The organism is Neobacillus drentensis (assembly GCF_021560175.1).
GTDB lineage: Bacteria > Bacillota > Bacilli > Bacillales > Cytobacillaceae > Neobacillus > Neobacillus drentensis_A.
In genome coordinates, this window is sequence record NZ_CP091110.1 from 4,687,082 (window position 1) to 4,703,765 (window position 16,684).

At 41.8% G+C, this 16,684-nt stretch carries 20 protein-coding genes and 1 other annotated feature; of the genes, 2 read left to right on the top strand and 18 right to left on the bottom strand.

Annotated elements, in window-relative coordinates; translation table 11 throughout:
- The first annotated feature begins 28 nt into the window (after window positions 1–28).
- Window positions 29–1,201 (top strand): IscS subfamily cysteine desulfurase, encoded by a 1,173-nt coding sequence (locus tag L1999_RS22385; protein WP_235740573.1) that lies wholly within the window; start codon window positions 29–31, stop codon window positions 1,199–1,201.
- A 30-nt stretch (window positions 1,202–1,231) separates the two neighbouring features.
- Window positions 1,232–1,768 carry a transcription repressor NadR gene (locus L1999_RS22390; RefSeq protein ID WP_235740574.1) on the top strand — a complete coding sequence of 179 codons (537 nt, stop codon included), beginning with the start codon at window positions 1,232–1,234 and terminating at the stop codon, window positions 1,766–1,768.
- A 38-nt stretch (window positions 1,769–1,806) separates the two neighbouring features.
- Here L1999_RS22390 and pheA read toward each other — a convergent pair whose 3' ends face one another.
- The 18 genes from pheA to L1999_RS22480 all read right to left on the bottom strand — a co-directional run bounded on the left by pheA (window position 1,807) and on the right by L1999_RS22480 (window position 16,577).
- The gene (pheA, locus tag L1999_RS22395) at window positions 1,807–2,661 is read right to left on the bottom strand and encodes a prephenate dehydratase (protein WP_235740575.1); all 855 of its coding nucleotides are present in this window, start codon (window positions 2,659–2,661) and stop codon (window positions 1,807–1,809) included.
- A 69-nt stretch (window positions 2,662–2,730) separates the two neighbouring features.
- Entirely contained in the window at window positions 2,731–3,180 is a 450-nt protein-coding gene (locus L1999_RS22400; RefSeq protein ID WP_235740576.1) for an ACT domain-containing protein, read from the bottom strand.
- Between the two features lie 29 nt (window positions 3,181–3,209).
- Window positions 3,210–4,499 carry a GTPase ObgE gene (obgE, locus tag L1999_RS22405; RefSeq protein WP_235740577.1) on the bottom strand — a complete coding sequence of 430 codons (1,290 nt, stop codon included), beginning with the start codon at window positions 4,497–4,499 and terminating at the stop codon, window positions 3,210–3,212.
- A 36-nt stretch (window positions 4,500–4,535) separates the two neighbouring features.
- A complete protein-coding gene (locus tag L1999_RS22410; RefSeq protein ID WP_235740578.1) occupies window positions 4,536–5,081 on the bottom strand; it encodes a Spo0B C-terminal domain-containing protein in 546 nt (181 codons plus the stop codon).
- Window positions 5,082–5,273: 192 nt separating this feature from the next.
- Window positions 5,274–5,570, bottom strand: coding sequence for a 50S ribosomal protein L27 (rpmA, locus tag L1999_RS22415; RefSeq protein ID WP_098529850.1), 297 nt, complete (start codon window positions 5,568–5,570; stop codon window positions 5,274–5,276).
- A gap of 1 nt (window position 5,571) precedes the next feature.
- Window positions 5,572–5,916, bottom strand: coding sequence for a ribosomal-processing cysteine protease Prp (locus L1999_RS22420; protein ID WP_235740579.1), 345 nt, complete (start codon window positions 5,914–5,916; stop codon window positions 5,572–5,574).
- A 15-nt stretch (window positions 5,917–5,931) separates the two neighbouring features.
- Entirely contained in the window at window positions 5,932–6,240 is a 309-nt protein-coding gene (gene rplU / locus L1999_RS22425; RefSeq protein ID WP_160721963.1) for a 50S ribosomal protein L21, read from the bottom strand.
- 13 nt (window positions 6,241–6,253) lie between these two features.
- Window positions 6,254–6,335 (bottom strand) — a sequence feature (ribosomal protein L21 leader region).
- 74 nt (window positions 6,336–6,409) lie between these two features.
- Window positions 6,410–7,867 (bottom strand): Rne/Rng family ribonuclease, encoded by a 1,458-nt coding sequence (locus L1999_RS22430; RefSeq protein WP_235740580.1) that lies wholly within the window; start codon window positions 7,865–7,867, stop codon window positions 6,410–6,412.
- An 85-nt stretch (window positions 7,868–7,952) separates the two neighbouring features.
- Window positions 7,953–8,822, bottom strand: coding sequence for a M50 family metallopeptidase (locus L1999_RS22435; protein ID WP_235740581.1), 870 nt, complete (start codon window positions 8,820–8,822; stop codon window positions 7,953–7,955).
- Complete coding sequence (locus tag L1999_RS22440) at window positions 8,815–9,615, bottom strand: M23 family metallopeptidase (RefSeq protein WP_235740582.1); 801 nt, start codon at window positions 9,613–9,615, stop codon at window positions 8,815–8,817. The genes L1999_RS22435 and L1999_RS22440 overlap by 8 nt, the downstream gene beginning before the upstream one ends.
- A gap of 101 nt (window positions 9,616–9,716) precedes the next feature.
- A complete protein-coding gene (gene minD / locus L1999_RS22445; protein ID WP_235740583.1) occupies window positions 9,717–10,520 on the bottom strand; it encodes a septum site-determining protein MinD in 804 nt (267 codons plus the stop codon).
- Window positions 10,521–11,201, bottom strand: coding sequence for a septum site-determining protein MinC (minC, locus tag L1999_RS22450; protein WP_235740584.1), 681 nt, complete (start codon window positions 11,199–11,201; stop codon window positions 10,521–10,523).
- Window positions 11,202–11,343: 142 nt separating this feature from the next.
- Window positions 11,344–11,862: a rod shape-determining protein MreD gene (mreD, locus tag L1999_RS22455; RefSeq protein WP_235740585.1), complete on the bottom strand. Its 519-nt coding sequence runs from the start codon at window positions 11,860–11,862 to the stop codon at window positions 11,344–11,346.
- Window positions 11,859–12,740, bottom strand: coding sequence for a rod shape-determining protein MreC (gene mreC, locus L1999_RS22460; protein WP_235740586.1), 882 nt, complete (start codon window positions 12,738–12,740; stop codon window positions 11,859–11,861). The genes mreD and mreC overlap by 4 nt, the downstream gene beginning before the upstream one ends.
- Before the next feature lie 59 nt (window positions 12,741–12,799).
- Window positions 12,800–13,822 carry a rod shape-determining protein gene (locus L1999_RS22465; protein WP_215043922.1) on the bottom strand — a complete coding sequence of 341 codons (1,023 nt, stop codon included), beginning with the start codon at window positions 13,820–13,822 and terminating at the stop codon, window positions 12,800–12,802.
- Window positions 13,823–13,985: 163 nt separating this feature from the next.
- Window positions 13,986–14,657: a RadC family protein gene (gene radC, locus L1999_RS22470; protein ID WP_430540052.1), complete on the bottom strand. Its 672-nt coding sequence runs from the start codon at window positions 14,655–14,657 to the stop codon at window positions 13,986–13,988.
- A 50-nt stretch (window positions 14,658–14,707) separates the two neighbouring features.
- A complete protein-coding gene (locus tag L1999_RS22475) occupies window positions 14,708–15,280 on the bottom strand; it encodes a Maf family protein (protein WP_235740587.1) in 573 nt (190 codons plus the stop codon).
- A 217-nt stretch (window positions 15,281–15,497) separates the two neighbouring features.
- Complete coding sequence (locus tag L1999_RS22480) at window positions 15,498–16,577, bottom strand: hypothetical protein (RefSeq protein ID WP_235740588.1); 1,080 nt, start codon at window positions 16,575–16,577, stop codon at window positions 15,498–15,500.
- Window positions 16,578–16,684 lie beyond the last annotated feature (107 nt).

The window sequence follows — 16,684 nt, forward strand, 5'->3', positions numbered from 1 at the left end:
TAAAAAAATAGATTATTGGAGAAATAGGATGATATATTTTGATTTTGCTGCGACAACTCCTTTAGATGCTGATGCAGCGGAGGCTTATGTAAAAGTAGCAACTGAATACTTTGGAAATACACAGAGCCTCCATGATATCGGCGGACAATCTCAACAATTACTCGAAAATTGCCGGGAAGAACTGGCCAATGCTTTAGCTATTAATAAAAAGGGCTTATTTTTTACAAGCGGCGGGTCGGAAGGAAACTTTTTAGCGATCGAGGCCCTTTTGTCAGCTCCACTAAAAAGCGGCAACCATATTATTGCTGGTATGGCAGAGCATTCCTCTGTCCATGGTGTGCTAAAGCGACTCAAAAAAAATGGCTATGAAGTGACCTTCATTCCGCTTACTTCAAATGGATTGATGGATATGAATCTTCTCCTGAATTCGATCAGATCCGAAACTATTTTAATGACCGTGCAACATGTTAATTCGGAAATAGGAACGATCCAGCCAATTGAGGAAATCGCGAAAATAGCGAAAGAAAACAAAATTCACTTTCACAGCGACTTTGTCCAATCCTTTGGAAAAATAAATGTAACGGCCCTTGCGCCCTTAGTCAGCAGTTTTTCTTTTTCCGGGCACAAAATTTATGGACCAAAAGGGGTCGGCGGCGTTTATATTAACCCAAGCATTGCATGGAAGCCCTTTTTCCCGGGAGGTTCACATGAAAGCGGGCTTCGGCCTGGAACAGTCAATGTCCCTGCGATCGCTGCACTAACTGTGGCTGCCCAGAAAATTATCGGACGACTTGATGAGGACCATACTAAATTTCAATTATTGCGTGAAACATTTATTGAAACGCTTGAGCCGATAAAAGATTGGGTCAAAGTTTATCAAACTGATGATCATAGACAGCTAGCCAATATAATTGGAATGCGGATTTCCGGTATCGAAGGGCAATGGATGATGCTTGAATGCAACCGGCTCGGATTTGCCATCTCCACTGGAAGCGCATGTCAAATCGGAATGCAAGCCCCGGCAAAGGTGACGGAGGCACTAGGATTAGAAAAAGACGAAGCAAAGGAATTTATCCGAATCTCGCTTGGGCATTCCTCCACAAAGGAACAGGTCATTTCACTTGGGGAAACGGTGGTCAAGATTGTTAAATCATTCAAAATGGACTCACGTGTTAGAAAGAAACAAACTGTGCTAGAATAGGAAGATAGAAAATACAATAGGAGGTCTTTTATGGCTGATCAAAAGAAGATTTTGGGAGAGGAAAGAAGGTCGTTCATTCTCCAGCAGCTGAAAGACAGCTCTGAACCGCTCACAGGCAGTGAACTTGCGGCAAAAACAAAAGTAAGCAGACAAGTAATTGTTGGGGATATTACCCTTCTTAAAGCTAAGAATGAACCGATTATTGCCACAAGCCAAGGTTATATTTATTTAAAGACAAGCTCGAGTACTCCTACATTTGAAAGAACGATAGCCTGCAAACATTCGCCGGCTGACACAGAGAAAGAATTAAATTTACTTGTTGACCATGGTGTGCTTGTTAAAGATGTAAAGATTGAACACTCCGTTTACGGTGATTTAACAGCATCCGTAATGGTGGCAAACCGCCATGAAGTTAAACGATTTATGGAAAACATTACAAGCACGAAGGCATCCTTATTATCGGAGTTAACCGGTGGTTACCACCTGCATACGATTTCTGCTTCAAGTCTCGAGGTCTTAGACCAAGCCGAACAAGCTCTGAAAAAAGAAGGATTCATAATTGAATGACAAAAAGAGACCCGCTGCAGCTGCACGGGTCTCTTCTCTTAATCTAAGTTTACCGTCACGGATGGATAGCTCCCTAACACTTTGACACCACAGCCAAGTGCTTCAAGTTCAGCAATCGCTCCAGGAATTAACACCTCGTCAAGTTTCATTTCCAAATCAATAATAAAGAAATAATTGCCAATTCCTGTTTTCATCGGTCTTGATTCAATTTTGGAAAGATTCAATTTTCTCCAGGCAAACGCTGACAGTACCTGATGAAGGGCACCTGCCTGATCAGAAGGCAGTGTCACCATTAGGGTTGTTTTATAATGCGATGACCCGCTTATTTCTGCAAAATCCAAGTCCTGCTCTGATAAAACAAAAAAGCTAGTATGGTTAAAATGAAAATCATGAATGTCCTTTTGGACGATAGTCAGACCATATTCTTTTGCCGCGAGTTCATTTGCAATTGCGGCTGCATTCAATTCAGGCTGCTCCATGATCATCTTCGCTGCCGCAGCGGTTGACGCAATACTCTCAATCGGTACACCTTTAAAATGGTTATGTAAAAACTTATGGCACTGGGCAATCGCATGGGAATGGCTAAATACTTTTGAAACTGACTGCCAATGGTCCTTATTATCAGGATGAACCATTAAATGCTGTTTAATCGGAAGCGTAATTTCTCCCACAATCGGAATATCAACTACATGCGTTAAATAATCCAGCGTAATATTTACTGAACCTTCAAGCGCATTTTCAACAGGAACGACCGCCAAATTCACTTTTTGATCCGCAATGGCATCTATACTTTCCGGTATCGTGCTAAATGGTTCCAGCTCGAATCCTTGAAAAACTTTACTCACAGCTAATTCTGTAAATGTTGCCTTTGGCCCCAAATAACCAACCTTCATGACTTTCCCCACTCCTCTATATTTTTAAAAAAGAAGGCTAAAGACCAGGCCCATAGCGGACCTTGTCCACTACGCGCCTGTTCCCAGCACTTCCACTTTTTCAACAAATTCAAGTTTTCTTAATTCCGTTAATAAATCGTCTAGCTTTGTTATAATGTTCGATGTATTTAATGACAATGTCACATTTGCTCTGCCTTGGAGCGGGATCGTTTGGTGGATAGTCAGCACATTACAGCCTGATCCAGCAACGACACTTAACAAGTTTGACAACGTGCCAGAGCGGTCTTCTAAATGAAAGAAGAGGGAAATGATCTTCTCCTTTTGAATCGTCGAAAAAGGAAAGACCGTGTCCCTGTATTTATAAAAGGCACTCCTGCTTAGGTCCACTTTAAGAACAGCATCTGCAATCGATTCAGCTTTGCCCCTATCCAACATTTCTTTCACTTCAAGGGTTTTCTTCATCGCTTCCGGCAAAACATCCTCACGGACCAGGTAAAACTTTTTATCATTATTATCCATTTAACTCTACCTCGTTCTTGTACGGAAAACTACTCAATAAACTCAAATTCGAACTCTAACAACTTCACAATATCCCCATCTTTTGCCCCTCTTTGTCTTAAGGCATCATCAACGCCATAACCACGGAGCTGGCGTGCAAAACGGCGGATCGATTCTTCTCTTGAAAAGTCCGTCATCTTAAATAAGCGTTCGAGCTTCTCACCCGAGAGAACAAATGAGCCGTCTGGATCTCTCGTAATGGTAAAGGCTTCAGGATCGGCCTCATGTTTATATAATACACGATGTACGCCCGTAACCTCTTCTTCATGCTCAAGCGGGAATTCTGGTGTCTGCTCAATTTTATCGGTAATCGCAAATAATAAATCTCTAAGACCTTTTCGTGTTAGGGCAGAAATAGGAAAAATCGGATAATCCTCTTCTAACTGCTCTTTAAACATCTTTAAGTTTTCCTCGGCATCCGGCATATCCATTTTATTTGCGACAATGATTTGCGGGCGCTCCGTTAATCTGAGGTTATATTCTTGTAATTCTTTATTAATCGTCAAATAATCCTCAAATGGATCTCTGCCTTCTGTTGCTGCCATATCAATGACGTGAACAATCACCCTTGTCCGCTCAATATGCCGCAAAAATTGATGACCGAGGCCAACACCTTCACTAGCACCTTCAATCAATCCCGGCAGGTCGGCCATAACAAAGCTTCGGCCATCTTCAGTTTCGACCATGCCAAGATTAGGAACAATCGTCGTGAAGTGATATTCCGCAATTTTTGGCTTTGCCGATGACACGACTGATAATAAGGTCGACTTACCTACACTTGGGAAACCTACTAGACCTGCATCAGCAAGGAGTTTCAACTCAAGAACAACATCCCGCTCTTGTCCTGGTTCACCATTTTCAGCAATCTCTGGTGCTGGATTTTGCGGGGTGGCAAAACGAGTATTTCCTCGTCCGCCGCGGCCGCCCTTGGCAATAACCGCCCGTTGGCCATGCTCGACTAAATCAGCGATGACCTCTTTTGTTTCAGCATCGAGGACTACTGTTCCAGGCGGCACCTTGACAATCATATCATGAGCGCCCCTGCCATGCATTCCCTTCGACATGCCGTGTTCTCCGCGTTCTGCTTTAAAATGACGCTTATATCGGAAATCCATTAGGGTGCGTAAGCCCTCATTCACTTCAAAAACGACATTGGCTCCCTTTCCGCCATCTCCACCGGCAGGACCACCATTTGGTACATATTTTTCACGGCGAAAGGCAACCATACCATTTCCGCCGTCACCGCCTTTTACATATATCTTAACTTGATCGACAAACATCTTATTCCTCCAGTCTTGCACATAAATAAATTGAAATTAAACCGAGTTATTTTTCAGCATTGGCATAAATAACTCGAGGGAGAGTTCCGTTTCTGTAAATTCCTTGATCGACAAATCAAACGATTTATCAGACAAGAAGCTCTCAATCAGTTCTCTGTTAGTTATTATCCCGCTAAAATCAAAAAAGAAACGAACACCGTCTGATTGCGGTTCTATGGTAATTGATAAATTATTTTCTTGAAATGGCTCAATGGCCTGATTCAAACTGCCAAAAAAGGTATGTGTCCATTTCGTCACAGCCAGATCATTAATTTTTGAGGCATCTGGATCAAACATCACCTCATATTCCAGCTTAAAGGAAGGATTTTCCCAGTTCGATTTTAAAAGCAGCGCTGCAAATAAAGGCATATGTAAATTTGATAGTTTGGTCTCATGCTGGGTCTCAATTACGATTTCGTCAATCACTTGTTTTGCACGGTCAATCCGATTCAAATCCAGATTTCCTTTAATCAGCTGCAGCTTATTTAGCCAATCATGTCGTGAGTGCCGCAGCACCTCCACGATATCCCATTCTTTCCCCATATGTACACTCCCACATTTAAGTGTTGACACTGTTTGCTGTTAGTATATCAAAAAAACATACATGAGTAGACTTTTTTGTATAAGAAAAGTTTTTTAGAGGCAAAAAGAGCTTTCTAAGAAGATTTTATGAGTGAGGTCTTTATTGCAAAAAGAAAACTCTAACCAATCAGGTTAGAGTTTCTGATGAATTGCTTAAGCTTCTTGAGCAGCTGCTGGATAAACACTTACTTGTTTACGGTCACGACCTAAACGTTCGAATTTTACAACGCCGTCGATTTTTGCAAAAAGAGTGTCGTCACCACCGCGGCCAACGTTTTCACCTGGGTAAATCTTTGTACCGCGTTGACGGTAAAGGATAGAACCACCAGTTACAAATTGACCGTCTGCACGCTTCGCACCAAGGCGCTTCGCGATAGAGTCACGTCCGTTCTTTGTAGAACCTACTCCCTTTTTAGATGCAAACAATTGAAGATCTAATTTTAATAACATTTCATTCCACCTCCTGCTTTTTGAAGGTTATTTTAATGTGCTCTCCGTACGTTTCTTCAATCGATCGTAATGACACAGCCATACCCTCGAGAAGAAGCTGTACTTTCTCAAATACGCTCTCCGGAAGGTCTTCCGGTACAACGCAGCGGAGAAAGCCATCTGCTCGATGTTCAAGATCGGGCGTAACACCGGTTAGTTCGTGAACCGCATTAATCGCACCAACAGATACGGCTGATACGCCTGCACAAACAATGTCTTTGCCGCGATCTGCGAACAAAGCATGACCGTTCATTTCGAATGATTGAATCGTTCCGGACTCAGTACGATAAATCGTAATGTTAATCATCTATTTTCCAACACCTTATGCGTTGATTTTTTCGATGACAACTTTAGTGTAAGGTTGACGATGACCTTGCTTCTTACGGTTGTTTTTCTTCGCTTTGTACTTGAAAACAATGATTTTCTTCGCACGGCCTTGTTTTTCAACTTTAGCTGTAACAGTAGCGCCTGCAACAACAGGACTTCCAACTTTTACAGTTTCACCGCCAACGAAAAGAACCTTGTCAAAAGTAACTGTTTCACCAGCTTCAACATCTAATTTTTCGATGTAGATAGCTTGGCCTTCTTCAACTTTTAATTGCTTACCGCCAGTTTCGATAATTGCGTACATGAACTGCACCTCCTTATAAACTCAGACTCGCCAAATACAGGCGCTTATGCATATGCAAAAGTCTTATTACCTGCATTGTGCGGTTGTAGCACGGGTGCTACAAACATAACATTAAGATACTAACATAGATTAATTGAATGTGTCAATAGCCATTTGGGCACTTCATCGGTCAGAGCTGTTCCTTTTTCGAAAGTTCTTCATCATCACCAAACTGCTTTAGCTGATAAAAATGGGGTAAATCAGGCTGAAGCGTAAAATATAGTTTCAGCTGAAGAAGTTCCTCTAACACCTTTCTGTGGGCCTCATGTGTTCCAAGCAGCGCTTCCTTTACCTCTGGGGTTGTCCCAATCAGGATGGCCTCAAAATCGGAGCTGCGGTGCTCTAACAGCTCTCGTTCAAGCCGGAAGGCAACCGTTTCTGGACTAAGGATGCGGCCAGTGCCCTCGCAGACCGGACATTTCACCTTTAGGGCTTCTGATAAGGTCACCTTTGTCTTTTTCCTTGTCAGTTGAAGGATGCCAAGTTCTGTAAACCCGATGATTTTGGTTCTTCGCTCATCTTTATTTAATTCTAATTCCACTGTATCGAGAATAGTTTGCTTGTCCTGCTCCCGAGTCATATCGATACAATCAATCAAAACAATTCCGCCAATATCACGGAGACGAAGCTGTCTGACAATTTCTTTCGCTGCAAGCTGGTTGGTTTTAAGGACCGTTTCACCGTAGTCGATCTTGCCGGAAAATTTCCCTGTGTTCACATCGATAATCGTTAACGCTTCTGTCTCATCAAATATCAGGTATGCCCCATGGTCAAGCCAAACGACCCGCTTTAACGCCTTGTCAATTTCATGCTCGACTTTACTGCTTGAAAATATATTCTCTTTGCCGTTGTAAAAGCTAAGCTTGGTATGATCGTTTACCTTTTCGAGAACATTTTTTAGAGAAAGATCGTCAACAATGATTTCACCTGATTTCATCCGGGCAGCTTGGGTGATAACCATTTCAATAAAGGTGTCCTTTTGAAAAATCATTCCGGGCTTTTTTTGGACAGACGCTTTTTGTAACAGTTCTTGGTATTGTTCTCTTAACATTTGAAGTTCAGCGGCGATTTCCTCTTCTGAACTATAGATTCCTGATGTCCGAAAGATCATCCCTTCTTCTTCTGTTTTTAACTTTGTGCCAATTTTGCGCAAGGTCGTTTTCTTAGATTCATGGGCAATTTTCTTTGATACCGCCACATACCGCCCTTGCGGCATATAGACAAGATGATTTCCCTCTATCTCTATGATTCCTTTGACTTTTGGACCTTTTGTGCCTGTCGCATCCTTCTCAACCTGGACGAGCATTTTTTCGCCTTGATGGACATAGGAGGTGACGTTCTTTTGTTGATCCTTGGATTGAACGAACGAGGGGAGAACATTGCGGTGCAAATAAGCATTTTTCTCCTCGCCGATATCAATGAAGGCAGCGTTCATACCTGGCAGCACCTTTGTAACGGTCCCTAAATAAATATTACCGACCAGCGAACGATGTTCAGGTCGGTCGATGACAATATTTTCAACACGGTTTTCCCTTAGGTAAGCAAATCTCTTTTCCCGTGAATGATAGTTTACAATTAATCGTTCCAATGAAACGTCCTCACTTTACAACTTTCTTTAATCGAAGAAGAAGCGCTCGTGAACCGGGCGCTTCTCGCTTTTTTATTATTATACCCTAATAGTATGAAAAAAGAAGGTCGCTGATTTTATCGGTTAACCGTTTTTCGGAAAAATAGGCGTGAAGGAGCTCGTTCTCATCCAGTTTTCCGGTTTCCCGTCCATCCGCCTCGACGATAATGGGATGCTTGCAGCCGCGCTGAAATTTTTCGAGAACATGAATGACCAAGTCCCCTTCATTCGCTTGGATGGGCTTCAAAATGTCAGGAGTCGCCTTTTTCCCATAATAACGCTCAAGTAAAAACCTCATAAAGATATAACGCCGCTGTTTCCATTCATGATAAAGCGAAAAAAAGAGGAAAAAGATTACTACCCAAACATTCAAATGCATGGGTGCTGTGAATAAAATCAGCACCGAAAACAAGCTTAAGCAGCATAGAGAAATCAGTAATGTCAATTGATGGGCTCGTGGAAATGAATCTTTTAAGGAGAGCAGTAAAAATACGAGCTTGCCCCCATCAAGCGGCCAAACTGGGAATAGATTAAAAACAAAGATCATCAGATTATAATTAAGAAAAAGATGAAATAAATCTTCTGGAAGCAGTTGGAGAGTAAATAAGAGATAAGCGAGCCCCACCATCCAGACATGCTGCAGCGGCCCGGCAAGCACCACAATCGTCTCTTCCTTTAAAGGACGATTACCATGCTCATCCATTTCCGCTACCCCGCCAAATGGAAGCAAGGAAATTTTTTTGATTCGCCAGGAAAAAAAAGAAGCCGCAGCAGCATGCCCCATCTCATGTATAAAAATAATTCCAAGCAGCATCGAGACTTCGAGGAAATGGGCTGTAGCAATCGATAAGGCAATCACAATCCACAATAACGGATGGATCGAAATCAGTCTTAGGAGTGTAATCATCCTAGTCAAAGCGAATCACCTGGATCGGATCGATAAAATTATCGTCTTTTTTAATGGCAAAATAATATTTTCCTTTTGTCTTATCCTCCCCTGCAGAGGTCGAAACCGTTCCAACTACGTCTCTCTTTCCGACATACTCATACAGTTTCACTTTCACTTCGTCCAAATTGCCATACCATGTTTCTGATTTGTCAGAGTGCTGGATAATGACCGTTTTGCCAATCCCTTCTTTCACCCCCGCAAACGTAACGAGACCATCATTAATCGCTTGAACCGGGGCACCCTTGCTTGTTTCAATCATGATTCCCTGGCCATTTTTTTCGAAGTTTTCAAGAATCTTCCCCATGGCCGGAACAGAAAGATTTTGATTATCTGCCACTGTTTTATTATCTGACGTTTTTTCGTCAGTAAAAGGCAGCAGGGCTAATGGTTTACCAAACTTCTCTTCGTACCAATTGGATACCACGGCAAACTTAAAGTCCTTATCCATTTGACTTGTGATGAAATCCCGAGCCGGCTCAAGTTTTCCGGTATGATTGCGAAAGAGAATGGCCACCGCTAAGAAGAGAAGTGCTGAAGCTAAGATTTTGAAAAAGAAGACCTCTTTTTTAAAGAGAGGGTGTCCGGCGTCACCGCCACCGGTGTCGGAAGGACTCGTATACTTAAAATCATCATGCTCATCATACCCTGGCCAAGTAATCTGGCGTTCAGGACTTGACGAATTTGCATTGGTACCTTGTTCCTTTTTTCTTTTGGCGATTCGCCGCCGTATTTCTTCCGGTGTAGACCGCGCCATACCCATCAACCCTTTTCCTGCTTTTTGTACAAGTTTATGTGCGAAGAAGGACGAGTATGACAAACATTAAAAAGCCTGTCCGCAATTAAAACGGACAGGCTCCAAAATTATCTAACACCAAAAAACTTTTTAAGTTTAGTAAAAACACCTTTGTTTGCTTCCTCAAGCGGCTGAAGCGGAATGGATTCCCCTAAAATTCTTCTGGCGATATTCCGGTAGGCAATCGATGCCTTGCTAGTTGGATTAAGGGCAATCGGCTCACCATGATTAGAAGCTTTGATAACCTCTTCATCGTCAGCGACAATTCCAATCAATTCGATCGATAAATGCTGGGTAATTTCATCAATGTCAAGCATATCGCCAGTCTTCATCATATGATTGCGAATCCGGTTGACGACTAATTTCGGTGCTTCCATATTCTTTTGCTTTTCTAAAAGACCGATAATCCGGTCGGCATCACGGACAGCTGATACCTCAGGCGTTGTGACCACAATCGCTTTATCAGCACCCGCGATTGCATTTTGAAAGCCCTGTTCAATCCCGGCAGGGCAATCAATAATAATATAATCATAGTCTTGCTTTAATTCGAGAATAAGTTCTTTCATTTGTTCCGGTTTTACGGCTGATTTATCAACCGTTTGTGCCGCCGGAAGTAAATATAATAAACCGTCAAATCGTTTATCTTTCACCAACGCTTGATGGACTTTACATCTTTTCTCTACCACATCCACCAGGTCATAAATAATCCTGTTTTCCAATCCCATGACAACATCCAAATTTCGAAGACCGATGTCTGTATCCACTAAGCATACCTTTTTGCCTTGAAGGGCCAAAGAAGTCCCAATATTAGCAGAAGTAGTGGTTTTACCCACTCCGCCCTTACCGGATGTAATTACGATTGCCTCTCCCACCTAAAGTCCCCCTTCGAATCTGTTTAAATTAGGCCTTACATGAACTAAAACTTGTAATCTATCAACAATGATCTTCCGGTCCTCATCTATGTATGCACATTCCATTTCTCGCGGTTCATTGTTTTCTGCATGATCTGGTGCGCTATTAATTTGATCACTAATTCGAAGCTGTGATGGTTTCATACTAGAAGCGGCAATTACAGCCTCATCGTTGCCATAGCAGCCAGCATGCGCTACACCTTTTAATGTTCCCATTATAAAAATATTTCCACCGGCGATAACGGTACCACCAGGGTTAACATCTCCAATTAATAATAAATCACCAGGGGCTTCCAGAACTTGCCCTGAACGAATAATTTTCGAAACAGTCCTAACCTCATTTTCAGTTTTTAACTGTTTAGCCTCTTCCAGCGTAATGACATTCGAAACAATCGCATCGACATCCAAGTTCCTCTTTTGAAGAATAAGCTGCTTTAACTCTTCATGCTGCTCCGAGGTTATATAGCGGTTACCTATATTAACTTTTACCGAAATTAAATTGCGCTCATCTTGCATCCGCGAGTTTGCCGAAAGTTTTTCATCCAGTTCCTTTTTTAGTTCCTGATAGGAACATGTATCATCAAGATGAAGGACAAGACCTTCCTTCGTACCTTTTATTGTAACATTTTGCCGCTTTTTCATGGAGAATTTTTCACCTCATAATAAGAAAACAGTTTAGGAATAGTTCTCTTAGGACCTATTCCCATCAAAAAATACAGACATTTAATACAAATTCGACACGAAGGCTCCATTCTCCTTTTTTAAAAGAAAACAAAGTACTAGACTATTCAGCCCGCATTGCATCCATATGTTTTTCAAACAATCTTTTTAAAGGATACCCAGCGATCATCACAAATAGCGCATTTAAGATAAGAGTTGGGTAAAAGCGCAAATGAAGATAGCTCATAAAATCCATGTCCGTCACATGGATCAGATGGTCCATTTCATAGACGCCCACTTCCAATAACGCAATCCCAACAATCGTGATTAGGATAGCGACGAAAAAATTATTTTGCAGGATATTCAGGATTTTGGAAGTTAGATACGCAATAAATGGAAAAAGGAAAAGGTATATACCAATGATTTCAATATAGACAATATCAAACAAAAGCCCAAAGATGGCTGCATAAATAATTCCTTGTTTTCTGCTTACAAATATCGTTAGAAATAATAAAGCAGCAAAAAGAAAGTGCGGCGCAATGATTTTATTTTCACCCAAAAGATCCGTTGGAACATATTGGACAAATAAGCTTTCTAAAATAAACAAAAACAGAAACAAAAGAGGAAGAAGGAATTTTTTCACGATCCCGTCTCCTTCCCTGATGTTGTATCTGTAGTTACCGACTGAGCCATTACTCTTTTCGTGACGATGACTGTTTTAATATCATAAAAATCAGCCCCTGGTTTTACCAAAGCCGTTTGGTTTAATCCATATTGATCCTGTTTTACTTCGACCACTTTTCCGATCATTAAGCCCTTTGGAAAAACATCCCCTAACCCAGAGGTGATGACGGTCTGTCCTTTATCAATTTTTGCACCAGAAGGAATGGCTTTGACCTGAAGTAATTTTTTCTCGCTGTCATAGCCTTCTACCAGTCCATATACATTCGTTTTTCCTTGCACAATGGCAGAGATCCGGTTCTTCGGATCCATGGAACTCATCAGCTGTACGGTCGAGCTAAATTGAGTCACATTCTTTACTTTTCCAATCAAGCCGTTGGCTGTGACAACTGCCATGTTTTTCTTCACACCGTTTAATTTACCTTTGTCGATTATAATCATTTCATGCCAACGATCAGGATTTCTTCCAATCACAGTAGCTGGAAGTGGTTCATAATCTCGCAGGGTCTTCTTTTCACCGAGAACATCACGCAGTTCTTTATTGTCGTTCTTCAGCTCCTGAACCTGTGCTTCAAGGCTGGCAACATTTTCAACCCGTGATTTTAATTCTTTATTCTCTTCGTAAGTGTTCGTCAGGTCCTGGAGATTTTCAAAAAAGCCTGCAACATAGTTGGTAGGCTTTGAAACCAAGGATTGAACCCAGCCGGTTGTATCTTTGACAAATTGCTCCGGCCAGGATAGTTTGCTTCTCTCCCTTAAAGAAAACCCAATCAATGCCACGAGAACAATAATGCTGACAAGTAATAGAATCAGTCGTTTATTCATAAAGAACTGTGGCATGATTATACACCTCTTTTTTCTATATAGATAAGAAAGTAGTAGTCTTAAAAAGCTCTTGCTTAACGTGAATCTCTTGCTTTGTTTTTAAACAAATGGATATGGTCGAGCGCTTTTCCAGTGCCAATCGCCACGCAATCAAGCGGGTTTTCAGCAATTAAGACAGGCATTTTCGTTTCTTCACTAATGACTTTGTCCAAATTGCGAAGAAGTGCGCCCCCTCCGGTTAAGACAATGCCGCGGTCCATTATATCAGCTGCAAGCTCAGGCGGCGTTTTTTCTAACGTATTTTTTACCGCTTCGACAATCGCATAGACGGTATCATTTAGAGCAGTCGCAATTTCTTTTGCGGTAATTTCAATCGTTTTTGGCAGACCCGTTAATAAATCGCGGCCGCGAATTTCCATATTATCGATGCCTTCAGGTATGCCCGCAGATCCAATCTCCATTTTGATTTGTTCAGCGGTCCGTTCCCCAATCATCAAATTATAGTTTTTACGGATATAAGTAATCACGGAGTCGTCCATTTCATCGCCAGCGACACGAATCGATTGGCTTGTTACGATTCCTCCTAAGGAGATAATCGCGACTTCCGTCGTACCTCCACCAATATCCACAACCATGCTGCCGGTTGGCTCCCAAACAGGCAGGTTCGCACCAATGGCTGCAGCAAATGGCTCTTCAATCGTATAAGCATCCTTTGCCCCTGCTTGTCTTGTTGCATCAATGACGGCTCTTTCTTCGACTGCGGTTATACCGGATGGTACGCAGACCATGACATATGGCTTGCCCGAAAAAAGATTATTACTTTTCTGTGCTTGGCGAATATGGTATTTCATCATGATAGCGGTCGTTTCGAAATCAGCGATGACGCCATCCTTCATCGGTCTCATGGCAACAACGTTCCCCGGTGTCCGTCCAATCATATTTTTTGCGTCGTTCCCTACAGCCACAATGCTTTTAGTGTCTGTTTGCATGGCCACAACGGAAGGCTCTCTTAAGACAATGCCTTTTCCTTTTACATAGACGAGGGTGTTGGCCGTTCCCAAGTCAATTCCAAGATCTCTAGGTCTAATTCCAAACATACTGTTGTATCTCCCTTTCTGATACGAAATGCACAAATTCTATAGGCAGGTAATCACCTTAATTATCATGTCTTTTTTCGTACTATTTAAATGATTACTTTAAAAAACAATCCTAAAAAATCATACCCAATATTATATCCTAACGTCAAATAATATCCTAGTGTTATAAATAACCTTTTTCTTTAAGACTTACAAACTTGTTTTCGCCGATGATCAAATGATCGAGGAGGTCGATGCCAATGATCTTTCCACACTCGACAAGACGCTTCGTAACATCAATGTCTTCTTTGCTTGGTGTCGGGTCGCCGCTGGGATGGTTATGCAGGGCAATTATTGATGCGGCGGAGCGCTTTAAGGCTTCGCGGAACACCTCCCGAGGGTGTACGATCGAGGCATTTAAACTGCCGATAAAAACGGTTTGTTTATGGATGACCTGATTTTTCGTGTTTAAAAACAAACAGACGAAATGTTCTTGGGTCAAGAAGCGCATATCGTTCATGACATACTTCGCTCCGTCTTCCGGTGAGCGGATTACATAGCGGTCTGTGTAATTAAGATTAGCAATCCTTCGTCCAATTTCAACCGCAGCAAGAATTTGAATCGCTTTAGCTGCACCAATCCCTTTGATTTCCGTCATTTCTTCTAAGGTTGCCCCCTTTAACATCCGCAGCCCTTCAAAATGAGTTAATAGGCGATTCGATAATTGCAGCACAGATTCATCTTTAGTGCCAGTTCTGAGAAGGATTGCAATCAGTTCATGATTCGATAAGCTTTGCGGTCCATGGGTTTTAAACCGCTCTCTTGGCCGTTCATCCTGCGGAAAATCATGGATCATCATGGTATTTGTAGACACTTATTTTCCTCCCTTTTTAGTGGGAGTCTTTTCTAATATGGCAAAGAGTAGCCGGCCTTTTTCAATTCCCTTATGGTCCTTGCGACTGGCAGACCAACAACCGCAAAATAGTCTCCATTTATTTTTTTGACAAGCATGCCTCCAAGCTGCTGGATCCCATAGGCGCCTGCTTTATCAAACGGCTCACCACTTTGCACATAGGCGTAAATGTCTTCGTCTGTTAACTCCCAAAACCATACTTCTGTTCTTTCATAAAATTGGGTGGTACCTGTTGGGGACACGATCGCAACACCCGTAAAAACCTCGTGCAGCCTTCCGGATAACCTTTTTAACGTGCTAATGGCTTCTGCTTCGTCAGCTGGCTTTCCAATGATTTGATTATCCGCAACCACAACCGTGTCCGAGCCGATCACAAAAGAGTCTTGATTCTTCTGAAAAACAACCTGGGCTTTACGCTCGGCTAACTCCATGACTACTTCCGCTGGGGAGAGTGCCGGATCAAAGCTTTCATCAACTTCACTGCTTGAGACCGCAAATGATAAGTGGAGATTTTCTAGAAGTTCTTTTCGCCGTGGAGAAGAAGAGGCTAAAATGAGGTTTTGCATTCAATCACCTTACCTTTGGCATTTATTATAGGGAGATACATGTTAATGGTATCAGAAATTGTAGAAGCAAACAATTTTATTATCATTAAATTTTGATGATTATTGACAATTTATGCAAAGAATAATACGGAAGCGCCTTCATCCTATTATAAAAAAGAAATAAGCCCCCATTTTGAATGATAGGGCTTATTTCCCGGAAAATATCATCTATTGTCGATTACAATGAATAATAGGCACTTAGAAAGTTTAAAAGATGTTGCTGGGCTTGACTGAGACTCTTTTTACTTTTGGACTTTTGATAAGAATCTAGCTTATCAACCACGGTTGTTAATTCGGTTTTTATCGCCTTTACCTTTTCATTCTTTAGGCCGCTCGTCTTTAATTGTTCCTCAATGCCTGTAATTGCCTTTGTCGATTCAGCAGACAGTTCATTATTTAATAGTGCAGTTGCGGTTGCTAGTGATAACGTTTCATAGATAGCAGGCACACGCTCTAGGAAGCTTTTGTCTTTGTTATTAAGACCGGATACTTGTTTTTCATCAAGTAATAGCGGCTTTGCAAAGACCTCCCCTACACCCTCTGCTTTATATTGATTGCCGAGTGATTTAGCTGTTTCTATGGAATCTGCTACCCCGAGAAATAGATATTGCTTCCCACTTATTTCAATTAACTTTGCCGGAACCCCTCTTGAGGTAACCTCGGTCGATGTTTCCTTTGCCCCGTCTTTCGAGGAGAACACCCCACCTTGGATCACATAGGTTGTCATTTGATCTAAGGTAACTTTGTTTGTTTTTTCTCCGGTATTTGCTACTGTCGTGTTTCCTTTTTCTTCAACGACAGTTGGGATTGTTGCGGTGCCTGTCTTGTTCGTAGGCCCAGCAATCACTAATTTCAACATTACAAACCCAATCGTCGTACCGAGCAGAATGGCGAAGGTGGCCGAAATTATTATAGATAGAATGTTTCGGTCCTTCTTCTTATTAGAATTGGTAGAGAAGGTTGTTATTTTGGGGAGGCTGGTCTTGTTTGTTTTTTTATTGCCTGCGATCGTAAATTCCTCTATCTCTTGTTCGGAGGATTCGGGAATAATCCAGTCAAAGCTCTCATCGACGGATTCCTGTGCGGCGGCTGTTTCGAAAAATACATCTGAATCTAGGTTAGTCGAATCTATTTTTATCACTCTTGTAGCTGATTCGAGGCTAGTTTCCGGTTCGGTATGTGTTGGTTCTTCTTGGTAGGCTTTAGTCTCACCATTTAATTTGATCGTGATTGTATTGCCTTTTTTAGGCTTGTCCACTGTTTGTACTCCTCTCTCTTCCGAAGGGTCATTGGTTTCATCCTAACATAGAGGTAAAAAAAAATAACAAGACTTTTGTCGTCTTGTTATGGTAGTCTTTCGCCAAA

What these genes read in the sequence shown, in the direction of transcription:
- L1999_RS22385 (WP_235740573.1), top strand. Translation starts at nt 29, where the DNA reads ATGATATATTTTGATTTTGCTGCGACAACTCCTTTAGATGCTGATGCA.
- L1999_RS22390 (WP_235740574.1), top strand. Translation starts at nt 1,232, where the DNA reads ATGGCTGATCAAAAGAAGATTTTGGGAGAGGAAAGAAGGTCGTTCATT.
- pheA (WP_235740575.1), bottom strand. Translation starts at nt 2,661, where the DNA reads ATGAAGGTTGGTTATTTGGGGCCAAAGGCAACATTTACAGAATTAGCT.
- L1999_RS22400 (WP_235740576.1), bottom strand. Translation starts at nt 3,180, where the DNA reads ATGGATAATAATGATAAAAAGTTTTACCTGGTCCGTGAGGATGTTTTG.
- obgE (WP_235740577.1), bottom strand. Translation starts at nt 4,499, where the DNA reads ATGTTTGTCGATCAAGTTAAGATATATGTAAAAGGCGGTGACGGCGGA.
- L1999_RS22410 (WP_235740578.1), bottom strand. Translation starts at nt 5,081, where the DNA reads ATGGGGAAAGAATGGGATATCGTGGAGGTGCTGCGGCACTCACGACAT.
- rpmA (WP_098529850.1), bottom strand. Translation starts at nt 5,570, where the DNA reads ATGTTATTAAAATTAGATCTTCAATTGTTTGCATCTAAAAAGGGAGTA.
- L1999_RS22420 (WP_235740579.1), bottom strand. Translation starts at nt 5,916, where the DNA reads ATGATTAACATTACGATTTATCGTACTGAGTCCGGAACGATTCAATCA.
- rplU (WP_160721963.1), bottom strand. Translation starts at nt 6,240, where the DNA reads ATGTACGCAATTATCGAAACTGGCGGTAAGCAATTAAAAGTTGAAGAA.
- L1999_RS22440 (WP_235740582.1), bottom strand. Translation starts at nt 9,615, where the DNA reads ATGGGTATGGCGCGGTCTACACCGGAAGAAATACGGCGGCGAATCGCC.
- minC (WP_235740584.1), bottom strand. Translation starts at nt 11,201, where the DNA reads ATGAAAAAGCGGCAAAATGTTACAATAAAAGGTACGAAGGAAGGTCTT.
- mreC (WP_235740586.1), bottom strand. Translation starts at nt 12,740, where the DNA reads ATGCCACAGTTCTTTATGAATAAACGACTGATTCTATTACTTGTCAGC.
- L1999_RS22465 (WP_215043922.1), bottom strand. Translation starts at nt 13,822, where the DNA reads ATGTTTGGAATTAGACCTAGAGATCTTGGAATTGACTTGGGAACGGCC.
- radC (WP_430540052.1), bottom strand. Translation starts at nt 14,657, where the DNA reads ATGATCCATGATTTTCCGCAGGATGAACGGCCAAGAGAGCGGTTTAAA.
- L1999_RS22475 (WP_235740587.1), bottom strand. Translation starts at nt 15,280, where the DNA reads ATGCAAAACCTCATTTTAGCCTCTTCTTCTCCACGGCGAAAAGAACTT.